Origin of the sequence: Bradyrhizobium sp. 153 (assembly GCF_023073835.1) — a bacterium.
Classification (GTDB): Bacteria; Pseudomonadota; Alphaproteobacteria; order Rhizobiales; family Xanthobacteraceae; genus Bradyrhizobium.
In genome coordinates this window covers 92,186-109,847 of record NZ_JADPKH010000069.1, presented here as the reverse complement: position 1 = coordinate 109,847, position 17,662 = coordinate 92,186, and the positions used below count along the sequence as shown (strand labels likewise).

At 59.0% G+C, this 17,662-nt stretch carries 16 protein-coding genes; 7 read left to right on the top strand and 9 right to left on the bottom strand.

Features of this window, described 5'->3' with window-relative positions:
* Positions 1-72: 72 nt before the first annotated feature.
* Both IVA91_RS15770 and IVA91_RS15765 read left to right on the top strand, forming a co-directional pair.
* Complete coding sequence (locus IVA91_RS15770; RefSeq protein ID WP_247458959.1) at positions 73-1,287, top strand: hypothetical protein; 1,215 nt, start codon at positions 73-75, stop codon at positions 1,285-1,287.
* 407 nt (positions 1,288-1,694) lie between these two features.
* Positions 1,695-2,624 (top strand): TauD/TfdA family dioxygenase, encoded by a 930-nt coding sequence (locus IVA91_RS15765; protein ID WP_247458953.1) that lies wholly within the window; start codon positions 1,695-1,697, stop codon positions 2,622-2,624.
* 754 nt (positions 2,625-3,378) lie between these two features.
* On the opposite strand, the gene IVA91_RS15760 is transcribed toward IVA91_RS15765, so the two are convergent.
* From IVA91_RS15760 to IVA91_RS15740, 5 genes are all read right to left on the bottom strand, one after another.
* Positions 3,379-4,932, bottom strand: a complete 1,554-nt coding sequence (locus tag IVA91_RS15760) for a carbohydrate porin (RefSeq protein WP_247458952.1) — start codon at positions 4,930-4,932, stop codon at positions 3,379-3,381.
* A gap of 249 nt (positions 4,933-5,181) precedes the next feature.
* Positions 5,182-5,325 carry a hypothetical protein gene (locus IVA91_RS15755; RefSeq protein ID WP_247333138.1) on the bottom strand — a complete coding sequence of 48 codons (144 nt, stop codon included), beginning with the start codon at positions 5,323-5,325 and terminating at the stop codon, positions 5,182-5,184.
* Between the two features lie 860 nt (positions 5,326-6,185).
* The gene (locus IVA91_RS15750; protein WP_247278995.1) at positions 6,186-6,335 is read right to left on the bottom strand and encodes a hypothetical protein; all 150 of its coding nucleotides are present in this window, start codon (positions 6,333-6,335) and stop codon (positions 6,186-6,188) included.
* Between the two features lie 232 nt (positions 6,336-6,567).
* Positions 6,568-7,902, bottom strand: a complete 1,335-nt coding sequence (gene hemN, locus IVA91_RS15745) for an oxygen-independent coproporphyrinogen III oxidase (RefSeq protein WP_247458951.1) — start codon at positions 7,900-7,902, stop codon at positions 6,568-6,570.
* A 1,134-nt stretch (positions 7,903-9,036) separates the two neighbouring features.
* Positions 9,037-9,363 (bottom strand): GcrA family cell cycle regulator, encoded by a 327-nt coding sequence (locus tag IVA91_RS15740; protein WP_247418522.1) that lies wholly within the window; start codon positions 9,361-9,363, stop codon positions 9,037-9,039.
* 560 nt (positions 9,364-9,923) lie between these two features.
* On the opposite strand from IVA91_RS15740, the gene IVA91_RS15735 reads away from it, so the two are divergent.
* Together IVA91_RS15735 and IVA91_RS15730 are read left to right on the top strand one after the other, a co-directional pair.
* Entirely contained in the window at positions 9,924-11,162 is a 1,239-nt protein-coding gene (locus tag IVA91_RS15735; protein WP_247458950.1) for a cytochrome P450, read from the top strand.
* A 600-nt stretch (positions 11,163-11,762) separates the two neighbouring features.
* Complete coding sequence (locus IVA91_RS15730) at positions 11,763-12,233, top strand: EAL domain-containing protein (protein ID WP_247458949.1); 471 nt, start codon at positions 11,763-11,765, stop codon at positions 12,231-12,233.
* A gap of 456 nt (positions 12,234-12,689) precedes the next feature.
* On the opposite strand, the gene IVA91_RS15725 is transcribed toward IVA91_RS15730, so the two are convergent.
* The 4 genes from IVA91_RS15725 to fixL form a co-directional block, all read right to left on the bottom strand.
* Positions 12,690-13,388, bottom strand: a complete 699-nt coding sequence (locus IVA91_RS15725) for a helix-turn-helix domain-containing protein (RefSeq protein ID WP_247458948.1) — start codon at positions 13,386-13,388, stop codon at positions 12,690-12,692.
* A 103-nt stretch (positions 13,389-13,491) separates the two neighbouring features.
* Positions 13,492-13,911: a response regulator gene (locus tag IVA91_RS15720; RefSeq protein WP_247278990.1), complete on the bottom strand. Its 420-nt coding sequence runs from the start codon at positions 13,909-13,911 to the stop codon at positions 13,492-13,494.
* Positions 13,912-13,955: 44 nt separating this feature from the next.
* Positions 13,956-14,573 carry a response regulator FixJ gene (gene fixJ, locus IVA91_RS15715; protein ID WP_247458947.1) on the bottom strand — a complete coding sequence of 206 codons (618 nt, stop codon included), beginning with the start codon at positions 14,571-14,573 and terminating at the stop codon, positions 13,956-13,958.
* 3 nt (positions 14,574-14,576) lie between these two features.
* The gene (gene fixL, locus IVA91_RS15710; protein WP_247302472.1) at positions 14,577-16,094 is read right to left on the bottom strand and encodes a sensor protein FixL; all 1,518 of its coding nucleotides are present in this window, start codon (positions 16,092-16,094) and stop codon (positions 14,577-14,579) included.
* A gap of 188 nt (positions 16,095-16,282) precedes the next feature.
* On the opposite strand from fixL, the gene IVA91_RS15705 reads away from it, so the two are divergent.
* From IVA91_RS15705 to IVA91_RS15695, 3 genes are read left to right on the top strand one after another with little or no spacing between them, the layout of a single operon-like run.
* Positions 16,283-16,627: a hypothetical protein gene (locus IVA91_RS15705; protein WP_247458946.1), complete on the top strand. Its 345-nt coding sequence runs from the start codon at positions 16,283-16,285 to the stop codon at positions 16,625-16,627.
* Positions 16,628-16,675: 48 nt separating this feature from the next.
* Entirely contained in the window at positions 16,676-17,110 is a 435-nt protein-coding gene (locus IVA91_RS15700) for a universal stress protein (protein ID WP_247458945.1), read from the top strand.
* A gap of 37 nt (positions 17,111-17,147) precedes the next feature.
* Complete coding sequence (locus IVA91_RS15695; protein ID WP_247418527.1) at positions 17,148-17,573, top strand: CBS domain-containing protein; 426 nt, start codon at positions 17,148-17,150, stop codon at positions 17,571-17,573.
* Positions 17,574-17,662 lie beyond the last annotated feature (89 nt).

The following is a 17,662-nucleotide window of genomic DNA, read 5'->3' as shown; positions in this document are numbered from 1 at the left end:
TGCGGATTTTCCGGGTAAGAGAGAGCATATGCCTATGAAGGACACGATGAGCACATCAAGCGGTCGTTGCGCGTGCTCGGTGGACTTGCTGTCGTCGTCGGCGTCTCTTCCGCGCTCGGATCGAACAATGTGCGATCGGAAGCCCTCAAGGGCTTTGGCTCTGCAGCGACGGGCGGCCTTGGAGGCGAGGTAGTTCAGGTCAGATCAACCAAAGCTCTGAAGTATGAGTTGTGTCGTTCGTACAGCTACGGGCACTGCAATGACAATAGTCCGCGCGAGATCCAGGTAGCCGGAACAATAGACTTTACCGGTACGGAAGGGCAAGGCGAGGGGCAGGGTTGCCAATACGGCCGTGCTTGTTCGGCACCTTACAAGAGTGAGTCCCTTCTCCTTATAGACGGCAACGATGCGCATTGCGATGGCAAGGAGAAGACATTGGTCGGCTTCGACAGGGCCGGCAAGCGCCCGCTGGAGATTGGCTCAAACAAGACGGTGATCGGCGTTGGCCCGAGCGCTACAATCAAAGGGAAGGGGCTACGCCTAAATGGGGTCAGCAACGTCGTTATTCGCAACCTGACCATCAGTGATATCAATCAAGGCGTGATATTTGCCGGCGATGCTATTGCAATTGCACGAGCCGACCTGGTTAGGATCGATCACAACCGATTTCACAATATCGGGCGGCAGATGATTGCCGGCGGTTTTGGCCCTACGACGAATATTACGATTTCCTGGAACGACTTCGATGGCAGCGATACCTATTCCTCCTATTGTAACGGGGAGCACCATTGGAATCTCCTGTTTCTTGGTGTCCCGCAGACGATCACCATCGCAAATAACTATTTCCATGAGATCTCAGGGCGGGCGCCGCACATTGACGGAGCGCAGGCTATTATTCATCTCCTTAGCAATTACTTCCGCAACACGAATGCGCAACAGAGCGGCGGATTCTTCCATGCAGTGGATGCTGGACCATCTGTGCAAGTACTGATCGAGGGCAACTACTTTGACAACATTGAAACACCTATCAAGACTGGTAGTGGACATATCTTTGGCTTGTTGAGCAAACCGAGCCGGACCGTGCAGAACATCTGCCTCGCCGTGCTCGGACGTCTGTGCATCGAGAACATCGCGATCCCAGTGCCGCGGATCAATGGCTTTCGCCTCAGCCGTAGTTCATCGTTTGGAGCTCTTCCAAGGTCATCTATTCCTCTTCCATTTCCAGCCGATGATGTTTCGGCAGTGATCACGGCCAGGGCAGGTCCCGGACACCTTGAGAGCCGGTGATGGGCCCTTTCGCAGAGGCGGCTCGAGACTGGCCGACTTCCGCAAACTGTTGAGCGGAGGGCGCATACTGGACGAGAACAGCACGCACAGCTGGCTGCCCGACGTTGCACGAGGACCGTATGGCCTTTCTCTTCGGGTGCCGAGCGGTACATTTCTTGTCGATTATGTGCCCTATGCCTTTCGCCGCCGACCCGGGTGGCGTTGGCAAGAGGGTGGAGGTGGCATCGAGTTCCTGGCAAACTGTTTGACTCGAATCCGATCCTGTACCTGACGGACGTTCACAGCTCCGTTTTCCGACTGGCATGGTGCTTGCTCGAGAGTACCCGTAGCGCGAGGCTCGCCTTCGAAACCGAGTCACACGCGCCCTTGTCCGCTTGAAGAATCTGCAAAGCTTGGAAAAATTCGCAATGAAACAAACGGCTTCGACCGAGAGTGTCATTCCACTGACCGACGTCGTCAAGCGCGCAGCGCGCATCGGTGTTGAAATCAGAAATATCACGCTCTCGGGTGATTTACCGAGCCAAACTATCGCTGGGATCAACAGCTTGCTGCTCGAACACAAGGTGATCTTCTTCCGTGATCAGGGGCATCTTGATGACGCGGAGCAGGAGCGCTTTGCTGCTTGTTTGGGAAGGCTGGTGCCGCATCCGACACTCGGTACGATCAATGGAACGACCTCGATCATCGAGCTTGATTCCGCGCGCGGAGGTAGCCGGGCTGATGTATGGCACGCCGATGGAACCTTTCTCGCGGCGTATCCTAGACTTGCGGTGCTGCGAGCCATTGTGGTCCCATCGTCCGGTGGCGATACGATTTGGTCAAACGCTGTGGCCGCCTATCTGGATCTGCCGCGGCCGCTCCAACGGCTTGCCGACGAACTCTGGACCGTTCACAGCAACGCCTTCGACTACGCCGGGACCTGCCGTGTTCGCGAAATCGACCAGAAGCATTTTGATGAGGTCTTTACCAAAACGATCTATGAGACGGAGCACCCGGTGGTCCGTGTACATCCCGAGACCAGCGAGCGCGCGCTGGTGCTCGGCGATCTGGTGCAAAGGTTTATTGATATCCCAAAACGCGACGGTCAGAAGCTGTTTGATCTATTCCAGTCTCATATCACGGCACCCGAAAACACCGTACGCTGGAGCTGGAAAGAAGGCGATGTCGCGATCTGGGATAACCGCGCAACGCAGCATTATGCGGTCAACGATTACGGTGACCAGCATCGCGTCGTTCATCGTGCCACAATCGATGGTGACGCGCCCGTCAGCGTCGACGGTCGATGCAGTGTAACGCGCCTCAAGACGACGAAGCACTCGTCCACGAAGGTTGCCTAGCAAGGCTCGGCAAATTCACCGATCATGCACTGCTCTTATCGCATGTTCGCGCGAATAGATGTTTGAGAAGAGAAGTGAACCCAGCAGAACGCCACGCGCAATTGGGTGGGAGGGCTAACGCGCCGCAGACTCGGGAGGCGACCTCCTTGCTGGAGTAAGATGCTAAAGCTCGTCTCGACCGACGAAAATGAGTCAGCATTCGAGTGGCGCAAGTCATCCGGCCGCGTTCGGTCGATTTGCCGCCGAAGGGGGGGCACATCTCCGCCGACCTCGCGCATCGCGTTTCGGCCAGCGCCACGACCGTCGGACAGATATAGCGATTGCCGTAGTTGGGTAGCTTTGGCACCTGTGTCGCGGTTCCGCTTACCACACCTCTTCGGCGTGAACTAAGCTCCGAGGGCACGATTTCGGCTTGTCATGGCAGAGTACGAGCTCGGACGCGAGTCTGACGAACTGCACCAGCAATCATCCAAAAGCAATGTCGCTGCCGCAAGCTCAGCACTCAATTGAACAAATGAGCATCGAAGATCATTCCGCGGCCGGATCGGCCTATCGCTCGTAGACCGAAGCAGCAGGCTCTAACCTACCATTCCCAACAGCATGCTACGTTGGATATCACGGCTCAATCTACGGGGTACCCGGCTTCGCGTCAGGAGCACAGCGGATACCAAAATCGCCGTGATGGGAGGCCCACACCGTTGAAAAGGGCGAGTGGGGATATCGACTACATGACGGTCCGCGCAGTCCTGAGAGCCTAGAAGAATACCGACGTAGATACCAATATATTCAGGGCGTGTCCTGTTTGCGGCGTGTAGGTAATGCTTGTCGGGTGATTGATGTACGTCAGTCCTACGGTTGTATATATCCCGGGCGCCAGATGCGCCGTATACAGTCCCGAAATTGCTGTGCTGTCCCGGTGCGCCAGCTGCTCTTTCGCCAATGCAGCGTCCACCGCGAAATGGCTCCAGATGGTGTTGTTGACAACAAGACTCATCTGATCAGTGGGCCGGCTGTCAAATAGGCCCTTCGCATACAGGCGAAGCTCGTAGTACTGACTAGCCCTATTTAGGTCAGGCGGAGCGTACATCGCAGAGAACCCGCCATAGATTCCGCGAGATGCCGAGCCATGGACGGCAGACTGCCAGAATTGCCTATCCGCAGCTACATAGTAGACGCTGTTCGCCTTGGCTGTCGGTTGCGTCGGATGCTGTAGGTCCGTGTAGCTGCTGTTGTTAAAGCCCGCGCCAGCCCGCAGCCAAGTCTCGGGTACCCCGGGAGCAGGCTTGTTCTTATAGCAAACTTCATCAAGTAAAAGAATGCCCGCGTCGCGCGTGCTCCAGTTCAAGCCAGTGGGATTTTCGCTTACATGCGTATATTGACCGGCTGGACTAAGCGAGCGCTGGATTGAGAGCTTGTTATATAAGCGATCGTCAAAATTGTACTTCAGATTAAAAGCCGGCGTTGGCGCCCAATTGTTGCTCATGCCTGCTTGGAACAGCATCTTCGACGAGGGTCCAAAAACTTTTTCTCCGGCACCCGCAAACTCATGTTGGTTCCTGAGGTAACCCACTTTGAGTTCGATCTTCCTTTCGAAGAACGTTTGATAGTAGGAAACTGCATTAATTCCCAGTCGGTCTGGCCCGGCGCTCTTCCATGTCCAATATTGATGCTCGGCTCCCACGACGATCTGACCGTCGGGAATTCCAAACCGAGCGAGGTCATAGGTCACGATCATAGAGTTGACCGTACTAAATGTCGGATTCTGGCCGACATATTGTTGATTGGCGATGGTGCTTCTGGTCGCATTACCGAGTTGATTGTTGACAAACGTGTTTAGGGTCCAGCCGGCGAATCCAATCCCGAGATCCGAAAGCTCGGATCTGACAGAAGCTGTATCCTGATCTATGGTGTCCGCAGGACCAGGCCCAGTGAACGCCGCACCTTTTTCGCGGAGCTTCTCGAATTTTGCGAATGGGTCAATCTGCTTTTGACTTCTGCTCTTGGCGGTGACCTCCGCACTGTCGCGCGTTGTGGTAGACCTAGCTGCTTTTGGCAGCGAGTTCCCAGAAAGGCGCGCTGCTCCTTTGGGCCGGCCGCTTCGGAAGGTTACAGCCGGATTCGAGATTGTTTGGCTTCTTGCTTCGGCGAGCTCATCGGGGCTGTGACTTCTAGGGCCAGAGATATCACCAGGTTCTGCCTCCGCCGAACTGCAGGCGAGACTAGCTATCAGGGAAAGGAGAATACGCCCTCTTGACTTCGCACTTGGTCGAGAGATGAAAGCAACTTCGCCAGCCGAGTATGTCCGCATGGATACTGGCGCTATACCGCAACAATGCATCGTGATTTCCACGTCCGTCGATTTGAATAAGGTGCACGTCCACCTGACGGTCTAGACCGGTTCGGGATCCTAGTGCTCAAGGCGGACTAGGTGACGCTTGAGGCCAGGCGGCATCTCTATGCCAACGAGACCCGCTCAGCCTTCCGCGCTATCACCACTGCTGGCGCAGCTTGGCCAACGTGGTGGTACCCAGCGCGACGCAACCCAGCCGCTCGATCGCTAATCGAGTGCAAGCATCTGCTGCACCGTGTCGAGACGGGGTGTGGCCTGCTCGATGTGACGTTCGCTGGCAAGAGATTGGCGGCCAGCGCCGGAGCCCAGGGATTCTCGCGACAAATCCGCTGCCACGAGGATGTTCTTCAACAGAGAGCCGCGCTAGCTGAGCTCGCATAAGAACACGCCGGACCCTAGAAACGCCCGCAGCTCGGTCCATGGGATGAAGCACAGGCGGGCAGAAGGGGCTAACATCTTTTGACGCCCGTAAGCTCGCTGAGGCCGGCACGAGGCCTTGATTGGCTCTCATGGGAAGATGGAGAGCGCGATTGGAGGCGTTTTGATAGCTGCGGGACCAGACAGAACATCCATCAGCTCGATTGGAGTTACCGGATCTATATCGCATCGCGACTTCGTCCTTGATGTGGCCCGAGCGAGTTTCACCGGCACTGACTGGCATGTGTCCGTCATCTCCATCAATTGCTAGGTTTGGTAGGTTGACCGGGCGCGGGACGTCGGCCTCGCTGTGCGAATCTGTCGTGCCGCTCGGCGCGAGACCGTCCCGGCGTCAGGGACGAACTCCGGTATGGCAGCATCGAGGGGTGCCATTCGGGAAGGTCGCTTCGATTCCGGTTGCGCGAGGCTCTTACGGGAAACTTGTTTCGATCCCGCGGGATCCGGTTCTAACTGTGGTGCTCGATTATCGTTGGCGCCGTGTCGAGCCGGCGCCGGTCCTTTTGTGCTCTTTGGTCTAGCTCATCGCGTCGACCAGCTGCTGCTCTGGATTGCACGCAGCGATCCGTAGCGATTCCGGTCGAGCGGCGACCATGCACATCAATAGGATCCGTCGTGCATCACCACGAAGCGCTCCTCTTTGCTGGGAGTTCGTATCCAGCGTAGACCGCAGGCTGATTGCGGTATCCCGGGCTGCCAGCGCTTGAGGAGGTCGAAATATCCTCGTACATCCGGACGAGCTCGATCAGGTTTTCGATACCGAAGTCGCTGAACGCCTACATCTCATCTTCTCCGACGCGGTAGACCCAAATGAAGCCGTCCTCGATCGCCATTTTGTTGGCGACGTCCCGCAGCCAGTCGTCGTCCTGGTCGAGGTCCGCGGCCACACGGGCAATGGTGGTGATGTGATGAACTTTGTCGGTCACGCCGCTTGAGCGGACTGCGTTGCAGTCGGGGGCGTCCAATTCCAGGCAGCAACTCGCCTAGCTGACTTCGCGGCTAGGGCCGGGCCGGCTCTCGTCGCGCAGCTGCGCACGGCGTCCTTTACGAATTTGGCGCTGTACGTGAGTGCACCAGGTGAGCGAAACTCGTTACCCGGGCTTCTGGGCGCGTAACGGAAGGTAATGCATTCATACGATCAGCGCTCCTTGGCTGGCCTTAACAGAGCGGCGCGCCGAGATAAGCATCGAATGCGGCGGCCACAGCGCGAGTTAGAAAACGATGCTCCTGCCTCACGCGGATGAATCCCTTTTCCACCTCCACGATCCCATCCTCGGCGAGCATTGCCAAGCGTTCGGGTGAACCGAGGAACGGGACCGGGTCAAATCCATGAGCAATGCAAATTGCCGGCACGTCGACCTCGAAATCGCACATCAGCCGCTCGATGATTGCGGCCCGGACGCGGTCTTCGAGGCTGAGACAGTAGCCCTTTGACGTCGCCAGACGGCCGGCTTTGATTTGGCCGCTGTAAGAACCCGCTGCAACTTCATTCTGGACGTAACCATCGCCAACTCGGCCGATGGCCGACGGGCCGAAACCGATGACTTTATGGCAGGTGTCGGCCGAGTAACCCAGTGAGTTCCGCCGCAGGCGACCGGCTTTCTGCGCCAGCGCGAGCTCATCGTCCGGCAAGGCGAAATGGTCAAGTCCGATTTGGCGGTAGCCCGCAGCAATCAGTGTATTGGCCATTGCCGCGGCCTGTTCTGCACGGGCAGGGCTGTCTGGCAGCGCTGCCTCGTCGATCAGGCGCTGATTCTTCTTAAAGGAAGGAACGTGCGCGTAGCCGAATACCGCAAGCCGGTCTGGTCGCATGGCCACCGCCGTAGTCGCGGTCTGAACGCAGGACTGCACCGTCTGATTTGGCAGACCGTAGATGAGGTCGAAGTTGATGCGCATTACTCCATGCTGCCGCAGCATTTCGACAGCGCGCTCTGTTTGTGCCTCACTCTGAACGCGGTTAATGGCCTTTTGAACAATTGGATCGAAGCTCTGGACGCCCAGGCTCGCGCGGTTCACGCCGGCAGCCGCTAACGCTTCGGATGTGGCGAGCGTGAACGTGCGCGGGTCGATCTCAACAGCGATGGCGGCCGTTTTCGAAACCGCAAAGCGGCGGCGCAGAAGTTCCATCAGTGCCCCGAACTGCGCGGGCTCGATGAGGGTCGGCGTTCCACCGCCGAAGTGCACGTCGCTCACAGGCAGCCGTTGCGGCACCTGCGCCGCGACCAACTCGATCTCCTTACGAAGAACCGCCAAATATTCTCGGATGGGTGAATCCCGGCGAGTGATGCTTCGAGCGAAGCCGCAATACCAGCAAATCGATCGACAGAACGGAACGTGGAAATAGAGCGACACGGACTCATTAACCGGCAGGCGCTGCAGCCATTTCTCAGAGGCTTCGGCGCCGACCACCGTGGAGAACTGGGCTACAGTTGGATAGATGGTGTACCAAGGAAGGCGAGCATCGCAATACTTTTCCAGGACCGAGGTCTGCAACGATTGTTATCCTATGTTTACGAAGTTTGTGGTCGCAAGCGGAGTCTTTTGCATTCCTTTTTGCCGACAGTAGTCCGGAATATCGCTACACAATTGGAAGCTTGCGTGACGGCCGATCCGCTGACGAAACGCGGTGTGGGATAGCAAGCCGTTCCTCTCGAAGACAGAGAACAACTGCTGCAGGCGAGATACTCGAATCAACACGGCCACGGCGAGGCCCCAGATTCAACTCCGCTTCGCTAATCTCCGACCTTCGCCAACGAGACATCCACCGGGGCCGTTGACGCTGCTAGAGCTCGAACTGCTCCACGAACTGACTCGTGCGAGGTCCATCGATCAAAATTGATACGTCGCCTCGCAATGTTCATCAACTGACAAGGTTTGGTAGTTGACTTCTGCCTGGCGTATTCCCCATTTACCCAGGGATCCTGCGCCGGCTCGGGACATCCACGTAGTCGAACTTCACCAATGCGAGGATCGTCGGTGTCGCGCGGCGCCACGGCTGTTGGCGTGAGTGTGTTCTCGCAGTTGGTATGGAAAAAGTAATGAGCCGGGTAGGCGAGCGAGAAGTGATCGATGCAATTGAACAGCCGTTTCAGACTTGCCACCGGTTTTGCACAGATCGTCAAGGCACCTATGGTGGGTGGTGGTCGTCTTCGTGTGTCTGGGCACTGCAGGAGTCTATTTTGACCGACGTCAGACAATATCTCGAGAGCTCGGCGGTCCGTGAAGTTGCTCCAAGGCTGAGCTTGTCACCGATGCCGGGGCGGTACCTGTCGGAGGTTCCATCGGGACAGGCTCACGGTCAAGCGGCTTCACCCGAGCTCGTGTACTTCGTCGGGCACGGCGTGTGCAGAAACTTCCAAACACGGCGCAAACCAGGACGTCGGGCGCTTCCCCGAAGACGCATAACCGAAAACAGGCTCAAGAACCAGAACGCATTCTTCTTCTAATTCAGTGCATCCAGCCTCTTGAGATTGGATGACTTGACCTACGATCGAGCCTCCGCCGCGAACATTCTACTCGACGCCACTGTTCGTCCCATAGCCACAAAGCGCGCAAACCAACAAGCAAATCGTCCGGATGGACCAAGTACGGCGCATAGCCCGGGAGATCGCGGCGCGCCTGATAGTTCTACGCGGTATTCCTGACTGCCTCAGCTAGCATCGCGTAAAGCTGCCGCTTGCTCATTTCCTGAGGCTGGCTATCTAGCGCCTTTTGCGACAGCTTCGTTCCGACGCAATCGCGACCAGCCGCCATCGCCGTCGGCCCTCGCTTCGGGGCGGGTCTAATCTTGGGTTTTGCTGTTGGTGGCTTGTGACCTCGAGTGAGGCCCAACCGAGCTAGCCTGCCGCAAACTGCGTTGCGACTGCACTCGAGATGACGCGCGATCTGCGCGGCACTCTGTCCCGCGGCCCAGAGCTTTTCCAGCTGTGCCAATTCTCTTTTATTCCAGCGCATGGACGCTACTTTAGTGCCAGTTGTGACGTCAGGTTAGTTTACTCTTCGTCCGGCTCGCGCACGATCGCCGGTTTGGTCTCCTGTTCATTCATTCTACGAAAGCCCGCATCGCGAGTGAAGGAAAAACGAGTGTCCTTGGCAAACCGCGCTCTCTTCTTAGTCCCTACCGTGATTAGGGTCCCATCTGCTCGCGCAATATAAGTAGTCGAGTGGCAACCGGGCGTGCCGCTGGGTGCCATCGCGGCGAGTGCTTGTGTCCTGATGTTGACTACCACAAAAGCGAGTTCGCGCGCCTCCCCAATCTTGATAGGGGAGCTTCGCTCGCCTTTCCACTATCTTTATCGACGGGGGCCGAACCAAGTTCCCAAGTAACTTAGGCCGTAAGATAATTTCAGAGTTCTGACGATTGTGCGAGCTCTCGCGAAGCCCAGCCATGGACATGCGTCACACATTGTTACTGGAGGGCCCAGCTCGTTGTGTTTCGACCGAGCTTCCATGCGAGTGCAAATAGCGCATGAGCCGAGCTTTCAAAATTGCACGCCAATGTCCGCGAGACAATCATGACAGACTTATCGGCAGAGAACGCTTGCGAGGAGGCTGACATCCCGCTGAGCCGCCTTGATGTAAGCGAGCCCAAGCGCTTTGAAGATGATACCGTTTGGCCTTGTTTCGAGCGGCTGCGAAGGGAAGATCCCGTCCATTATTGCGAAGACAGCCCGTACGGTCCATATTGGTCGATAACAAAATACCGCGACATCGTAGCCGTGGATTCAAATCACACAATATTCTCGTCAGAGCGAAGCGTCACAATTGTGGACCCGCCGCAGAAGTATTGGACTCCCAGTTTTATTAAGATGAGTCCTCCTGTCCATGCTCAGCAGCGTAAGACTGTCAGTCCGATCGCAGCATCGGAGAACCTGGCGAAGCTTGAAGGCTTGATCCGCTCGCGGGTTCAGAAGATCTTGGACGGTTTGCCGCGCAATGATACCTTCAACTGGGTCGATAGAGTCTCCATCGAGTTGACGACCCAAATGCTGGCCACGCTGTTCGACTTTCCATTTCAAGATCGACGGCTGCTGACCTACTGGTCGGACGTAGCCGCCTTGAGTCCACAAATGGGCCACCAGATCGACAGCTGGGAAAAGCGAAAGGCGGTGCTGTCCGAGTGCTTGGACTATTTCACACGGCTTTGGAGCGAACGGGCAAAATCCGAGCCGCGCGCTGACCTAATCTCTATGATGGCGCATTCACCGGCGACCCGAAACATGGAGCCATGTGAGTTCCTGGGCAACCTCATTCTGCTGATTGTTGGAGGTAACGATACTACGCGCAACTCAATTACCGGTGGCGTCTTGTTCATGAGTCAAAATCCGTCCCAACTGCGAAAACTCCGCGATGATGCTTCGCTAGTGCCGGGGGCGGTATCCGAGATTATACGATACCAAACGCCTATCGCGCATATGCGCCGGACCGCTGTGGACGATTTCACGATAGGGCACAAGCAAATCAGGCGAGCCGATAAAGTTGTGATGTGGTACATCTCTGGCAACCGAGACGACGACGTTATTGCTAGCCCCAACAGCTTCATCATCGATCGAGAACATGTACGGCAACATCTCTCTTTTGGCTTTGGGATTCATCGTTGCATGGGTAGGCATCTTGCAGAGCTGCAGCTGAAAATCCTGTGGCAGGAGATGCTGAAGCGATCTCTGGAGGTAAAGGTGGTCGGCGAACCGGAGCGAGTTCAATCCAATTTTGTGCACGGTTATTCCGCACTGCCGGTGCAGATTCCAGGTTAGTCTCGGTTGCGAGCGACATTCAACACTGGTCATATCGTGCAGAACCAGTTAGGACCTCGTGGAGACCAGTTGTCTAGGTAAGTTCACCGGGGTTGCCTTGCGGGCTTCTGGGTGTTTTGACGCTTGCCGGCAGGGCCACAGCGTCGCTATCCCGCCGAAGACCTTGGCCGGGCGGTTGCGATATTCATCGCGCCACCCCCTGGTACCACCTCCGACGGCCTCGCTTTCTGTGTCCTGGTTGTGCTCCGCCGAGCGGCCCTCTCGCCTTGTTCTGGGCGAAACGCTCGCTCGCGTTCGCCTTCGAGGGATGGTGAGCGGATCGGCTCTCTCCGAGAAGCCCCAAGTGACGGACCGATCCGTAATGGCTTTGTTTCCATGGGCGATCGCCTGCCGGAACTTTCCGCCCCGGTCGCTTGGCTTCAAAAAGCGCGTCCCACCCGACAGTTCTGTCATGCGATATCCCCTCGACATGCCTGAGCGGGCAAGGCCTTTTTGGCGGTAGGCTGATCGCGCTTAAGCGGCGTGAGCGGCGCTCTGAGGCTGTTCGATTGCCCAGATTGACGACCGGGTGCTGATGGAAGCTTGCCGTGAGGCCGCGTCGTGGAACCGACTCTTGAGATCGCCGTCAACGTCTCGGCCGCGCAATTCCGCAGGGAGAACCTCGATGCGCAAGTCCGAAAGGCGCTGGGCGAAAGCGGGCTGTCGCTGGCCGGCCTCGAGCTCGAGATCACCGAAGGCGTGCTGATCGAGGATGTCTTGCGCGCGAAGAAGACGATGCAATCGCTCAAGAGCTTCGGCATCCTGATCGCGCTGGACGACTTCGGGACCGGGTATTCCTCGTTGTCCTACCATCGAGGCCTTCCCTCTCGACTGGATCAAGATCTATCGGGCATTCGTTGGCTCGCTTGGACAGAACGAGCGATCGTTGGCCATCGTTCGCGCTGTCATCGGCTCGCTCAGGGTCTTGGCGTGCCGGTGCTTGCTGAAGGGATCGAAACGAAGGTCCAAATGTCGCTCCTTGTCCAGGCGCGCTCTGATGAGATGCAAGGCTACTTGATCGGACGCCCGTAGCGTCTTGCGGCGGAAAGTCGGTCCAAGCCGAGGGTCCCATCTCTCGTCCAGTCGGCCTTGTAGGGGAGATTGCGGCGGGCTCGACAAAGCTGTCTTCAGGATTCGGCATTGAAGGACCCGGACTGAGAACCAGACCAGCGTCACTGGTGCGAGAGCTGCCAGCAGGCCCAGTACCGCGAAAATCAGGATGATCTAGAGGACGTCAACATCCGCGCCGCATTCGCCTGCGCGCACCGTAACGTCAGGCCGGCTGCTAGGCCACAACCTGATGGGAGAGGTCGAACCGGTTTGGTCGTTTTGGGCTTCAACTCCGCCGCAGCAGTTGGCACACGTTTTGGCAACTCTGATCCTCTTGGCCGGAAACGCAGCCCGCGGCTTGATTGCGGCAAGAAAGGCCCGCCGAAATGCGTTCGGCGGGCCAAGTCGGAGAGGAGAAACGCGGCCGGGTGAAAGCGATCAGGCATCGAGATTGTGCAGGCGCTGGCGGTTGCGCAGTACGATCTGGCGGGCGCCGGAGAAGCCGAGTATGCGCTTTGCGTGAAGCTGCGAGAGCGCGCGCGACACGGTCTCGAGCGTGAGGCCGAGATAGTCGCCGATATCGCGCCGACACATCGGCAGTGCCATCATGCCGGCGACGGCGAGGCGGCGATCCATTTCGAGCAGGAAGGTTGCAACACGCTCCATCGCCGTCTTGCGCCCCAGCAGCAACATGTGATCTTCGGCGTGACGCAGCTCGCCCGCCGTCATGACCCAGAGCTTGCGCGCGACCTGTACGTCGGTGCTGGCGGACCTTTCGAGGCTGGCTCGCTCCACGAGGCGTACGCTGGTGGCGATAATCGCTTCGGCCGCAAGGCGATGCGTCTGGCCGGGTTCGAGGCCGAACACGTCACCGGGAAGATGGAACGCGCCGATCTGACGGCGGCCGTCGGAGAGCAGCTTGTAGCTGCGCACCGCGCCGGAGACGACCTGATAGACATATTCGGCGGGCTCGTACTCGCCATAGATCTCCTCGTCCTTGCGATAAGAGAACTCGGTGGCAACGAGGCCGGCATGTCCGGCGATCGCGCCGAACTGTTCGGAAACGGAAAGCGCGGGAGCGATCTTACCGCCGATTTGGGTCTTAATCGCCTGGGTCTTGAGCGTCTGGGTCAGCATCTGCGCCATCTCCGTTGTGATGGTGCATTGGTACGCGGGATCGCGCGATCCGGAAATTTCGAGCGATATCTTAAGGAGGTTTACCTACGGAGAATCCCGTAGGTCAGTGGCCGCGCCTGTCCTGGATGGCGTGGCGGATGCATTTCGCTAGGTTTTCATCGAGGAGCGGCTTCAAAATCACGTCCGTGATCCCTGCCGCCGCTGCCTTTACCGAGATATTTCCGTCGGGATAGCCGGTGATCAGGATCACGGGCCTGTCGGCGTCGGATTGGCGCAGCCGCCAGGCCAACTCGATGCCATTGATGTCAGGCATCTTGTAGTCGATCACGTAGCAGTCCGCGCCGGGCGGGGTCGTCGCATTGAGCAGCGCCGGAGCGCTCCTGAAGGTCCGCACGGCAAAGCCCTCGGTTTCCAGCAGGAAGCGCAGGGATCCCAGCACAGCGGCATCGTCGTCGACCACGTAGACGGTGGGCTTTGCCGATGCGCCTGGGGGCCGCTGATGGGGCGAGCCGATCTCGATCATGCCTGCGTGGCTACCACAGGCCCGCACACGTGCCTTGACCTGCCTCAATCCTTCAGCATGCCGGCGCGCATCGCCAGCCGGACCAGTTCCGAGAGGCTGTTGGCCTGCATCTTGGTCATCACATTGGCCCGGTAGACCTCGATCGTGCGCGGGCTGATGTCGTATTCGCGGGCGATCAGCTTATTGGAGAGACCTGCGATCAGCCCCTCCATGATCTGGTGCTCGCGCGGGCTCAACGAGGCCACACGGGCGGCCATATCCTGCGCGATAGCCTCGTTCTTGGCGACCGGTTCGGCCCGGCGGATCGCGGCCTCGATCATGGTGACGAGGCGGTCGTCCTCGAACGGCTTTTCCAGGAAGTCGACCGCACCAAGCTTCATCGCTTCGACTGCGAGCGGCACGTCGCCGTGACCGGTCATGATCACGATCGGGAACGGACTGTGCTGCGCCTTCATGCACTTGAGAAGCTCGATTCCGTCAACGCCCGGCATGCGGATGTCCGAGACTACGCAGCCGAAGGCGAGGCCGGGCAGGGCGCCGAGGAAGCGTTGCGCATTGTCGAATAGGGTGACGCCGAAGCCGCAGGAATCCAGCAGGAAGTTCAGCGAGTCCCGCATCGCCTCGTCGTCGTCGATGACGTAGACATGTCCCTTGGTTGTCATGAATCAGTTCTCGTCGGCTGCCGGGAGGGTGAAGCGGAATGTTGCGCCACCCGATGCGTTGCTCTCGGCCCACATGCGGCCGCCGTGAGCCTCGATGATGGAGCGGCTGATGGACAGTCCCACGCCCATGCCGGTCTCCTTGGTGGTGAAGAAGGTCTGAAACAGGTTTGAAATGACATCGCCCTGGAAGCCGGACCCGCTGTCGGACACCTCCACTTCGATCACATCATCGGCGATGCGGCTGTTGGCAATAACGAGCTCGCGCCGCGGCGACTGCGCCATCGCTTCCAGCGCATTGCGAAACAGATTGACCAGGACTTGCTGGATCTGCACCCGGTCGGCGAGGACGAGATCGGCGTCCGGATCGAGATTGAAGCGGAGCTGCACGTTCTGCTCGCGGGCGCCGGCAAGCCCAAGCGCGCCGGCTTCCTCGATCAGCTTGGACAGGCTCTCGACCCGCTTCTCGGACTCGCCGCGAGACACGAAGTCGCGTAAGCGCCGGATGATCTGGCCGGCGCGCAACGCCTGTTCGGCGGCGCGGTCCAGCGCGCTTTCGATCTTCCGTGTGTTCGGATCGCTGCTGCCGGCGAGCAGCCGTCGCGAGCCCTTCATATAATTGCTGATCGCCGCCAGCGGCTGGTTGAGCTCGTGGGCGAGCGCAGAGGCCATCTCGCCCATCGCGGTCAGCCGCGAGACATGGACGAGCTCGGACTGCAATTCCTGGAGCCGCGCCTGGGTCTGTTGATGCTCGGTGAGGTCGCGGATGAATCCGGTGAAATAAGGCTCGGCGCCCGACTGCATCTCGCCGATCGCCAGATGCATCGGAAAGGTGGTTCCGTCGCGGCGCTTGCCTGTCACGATACGCCCGATGCCGATGATATGCGGATCTCCGGTGGTGCGGTAGCGCGCGATGTAGCCGTCGTGGCGGGTGCAGTCGGGCTCAGGCATCAGGATGCTGACGTTCTGGCCGATGGCCTCCTGCTCAGGCCAGCCGAACAGGCGCTCGGCCGCCGTGCTGAAGAGCTGGATGATGCCGTGGCCGTCGATGACGATCATTGCATCGGGAATGGTCTGGAGGATCGACTGGAGGTGAGTCTCGCGGGTGCGCAGTGCCTCCTCAACCTGTTTCTCCTCGTTGACGTCGAGAAAGATGCCGCTGAGATGGCGGGCGGCACCGGCGTCGTCCCGGATGAGACCTGCCCGGGCGCGAATCCAGCGCCCCAGGCCTGAGGCATTGGCAACTCTGAAGGATACGTCGAAGCCGCCGCCGTGGTCGACGACATGCTCGATCGCGCTCTCCAGGCGCGCGCGGTCCGCGGGACCGAGGCGCGAGAGAAGGAGTTCATAGCTCGCCGGTTGATTCCGTTCGATGCCGAGCAGCATTCTCGCGGTTTCCGACCACTCCAGCTCGCGCATCCTGAGATCGAGATCCCAGGTGCCGACGCCAAAGCCTTCGATCCGGACGCCGAAATGCTCGCCGCGAGCGTCCTCTGGCGGATGCGTTACGCGGCTCAGCGACAAGCTATTGCTCCCATTCTCCCGCGGCGGGGTCCCGTGGCGGCAATTTCGCCCAAGGCCGGACCGGAGGCAAGTTCGGATGTCTGATCGGCGGATTTCTCCCAACTGGGCGCCGAAAATTGATCTACCTCATCCTGCCTTGCGTCGGCGCGGCTAGATTTCCACAGCAACGTACTGCCCGGAGGCTCCCGATGACATATCCGACCGTGGTGGTCAGCCTGGCGCTCGATCAGCCCAACGAGGCACGTCTTCAGGTCGCGGGCGAACTCGCCGAGCGGTTCGAGGCGACCATTGTCGGCGTTGCCGTGGCGCAGTTCGCTCCGCCGCTCTATTTCGCAGATGGCGCCGAGGCCCTAGGGCTGATCGATCGGGAGCAGGCTTCCGTCAGGAACGCCTTGCCGAGCTGGAGGCGCAATCCGCGCCGCGACGAAGGCGCGCGGCGGACACTTGGAATGGCGCAGCGCCCTGGATTTTCCCAGGCGGTTTGTCCTGGCGCAGGTGCGGTGCGCCGACATCGTCGTCAGCGGCGCATATAGCCCGCTTTCTCCGATGCCTTTTCGCTTGGAAGCCTGAAGGATCTGGTAATGCAGGCTGGCCGGCCGGTCCTGATGGTAACCGACGGAGTCAACTGGCTCGATCTGCGTAGCGTGCTCATAGTCTGGAAGGACACGCCCGAGGCACGGCGGGCGGTTGTCGATGCATTGCCTAGGCTGCGCAACGCGAAGGACATAACCATCGTCGAGCTTCCGGAATACGCTGGCGACGGCTCGGCCGCGATGGGGCGCGTCACGGACGTTGCCACATGGCTCGCTCGCCACGGCCTCGCTGCGATCGCGCGCATCCCGGAAGCCGCGAGAAACCAAACCGCCGCCGCGCAATTAGAGAAGATCGCCTATAACATCGGCGCCGGCTTGATCGTCGCCGGCGCCTACGGTCATTCGCGCTTCCGCGAGCTGATCCTCGGCGGCGCCACGCATGATCTGATGACGCAATCGGCCCGCGTGTTGCTGTCGCACTGACGGCCGGCGAACCCAGACCAATCCAGGAGGACGCGCCGTGTACAAGTCTCTTGAACAGACCGTCGGCGGCTACATGACACGCAACGTACGGACGGCTCAGTGCGATCTCGACCTGCTCGAACTCAGCGAGATGTTCGAGCGCGACGATTTCAACTCCTATCCAGTCGAGGATGACGGGCAGGTGGTCGGCATCGTCACCAAATTCGACATCCTGAAGTGCTTCGCCTTCACGCCGAGCCAGATGCTGCCGCGCTATCCCGACCTGATGAGCCGCAAGATCGGCGACGTCATGACGCCCGAGTTCATCTATGTCAGCCCCGACACAACGCTGACGCGCGTGCTCCAGATCATGGTCGAGCATCGCATCAGGAGCATCATCGTGCTCGACGGCGCAAGGAAGCTGGTCGGCATCATCGCCCGCGAGGACGTCATCGCGGCTCTCAAGGCCACCGCGCGGGACTGATCCCGCGATTTCAAGCTCCGTGATTTTCCGGAGGCAATGCTTCGCGGTGTGCGCCGTGCCGTGCGCAAGCAATTGATACTACTCCCTGA

Bases quoted from the DNA above. Each gene is read 5' to 3' on its own strand.
- IVA91_RS15720 (WP_247278990.1), bottom strand. From the start codon at position 13,911: ATGATCGAGATCGGCTCGCCCCATCAGCGGCCCCCAGGCGCATCGGCA.
- IVA91_RS15705 (WP_247458946.1), top strand. From the start codon at position 16,283: ATGACATATCCGACCGTGGTGGTCAGCCTGGCGCTCGATCAGCCCAAC.
- IVA91_RS15700 (WP_247458945.1), top strand. From the start codon at position 16,676: ATGCAGGCTGGCCGGCCGGTCCTGATGGTAACCGACGGAGTCAACTGG.
- IVA91_RS15740 (WP_247418522.1), bottom strand. From the start codon at position 9,363: ATGCGCTGGAATAAAAGAGAATTGGCACAGCTGGAAAAGCTCTGGGCC.
- IVA91_RS15725 (WP_247458948.1), bottom strand. From the start codon at position 13,388: ATGCTGACCCAGACGCTCAAGACCCAGGCGATTAAGACCCAAATCGGC.
- IVA91_RS15765 (WP_247458953.1), top strand. From the start codon at position 1,695: ATGAAACAAACGGCTTCGACCGAGAGTGTCATTCCACTGACCGACGTC.
- IVA91_RS15735 (WP_247458950.1), top strand. From the start codon at position 9,924: ATGACAGACTTATCGGCAGAGAACGCTTGCGAGGAGGCTGACATCCCG.
- fixJ (WP_247458947.1), bottom strand. From the start codon at position 14,573: ATGACAACCAAGGGACATGTCTACGTCATCGACGACGACGAGGCGATG.
- IVA91_RS15760 (WP_247458952.1), bottom strand. From the start codon at position 4,932: ATGCGGACATACTCGGCTGGCGAAGTTGCTTTCATCTCTCGACCAAGT.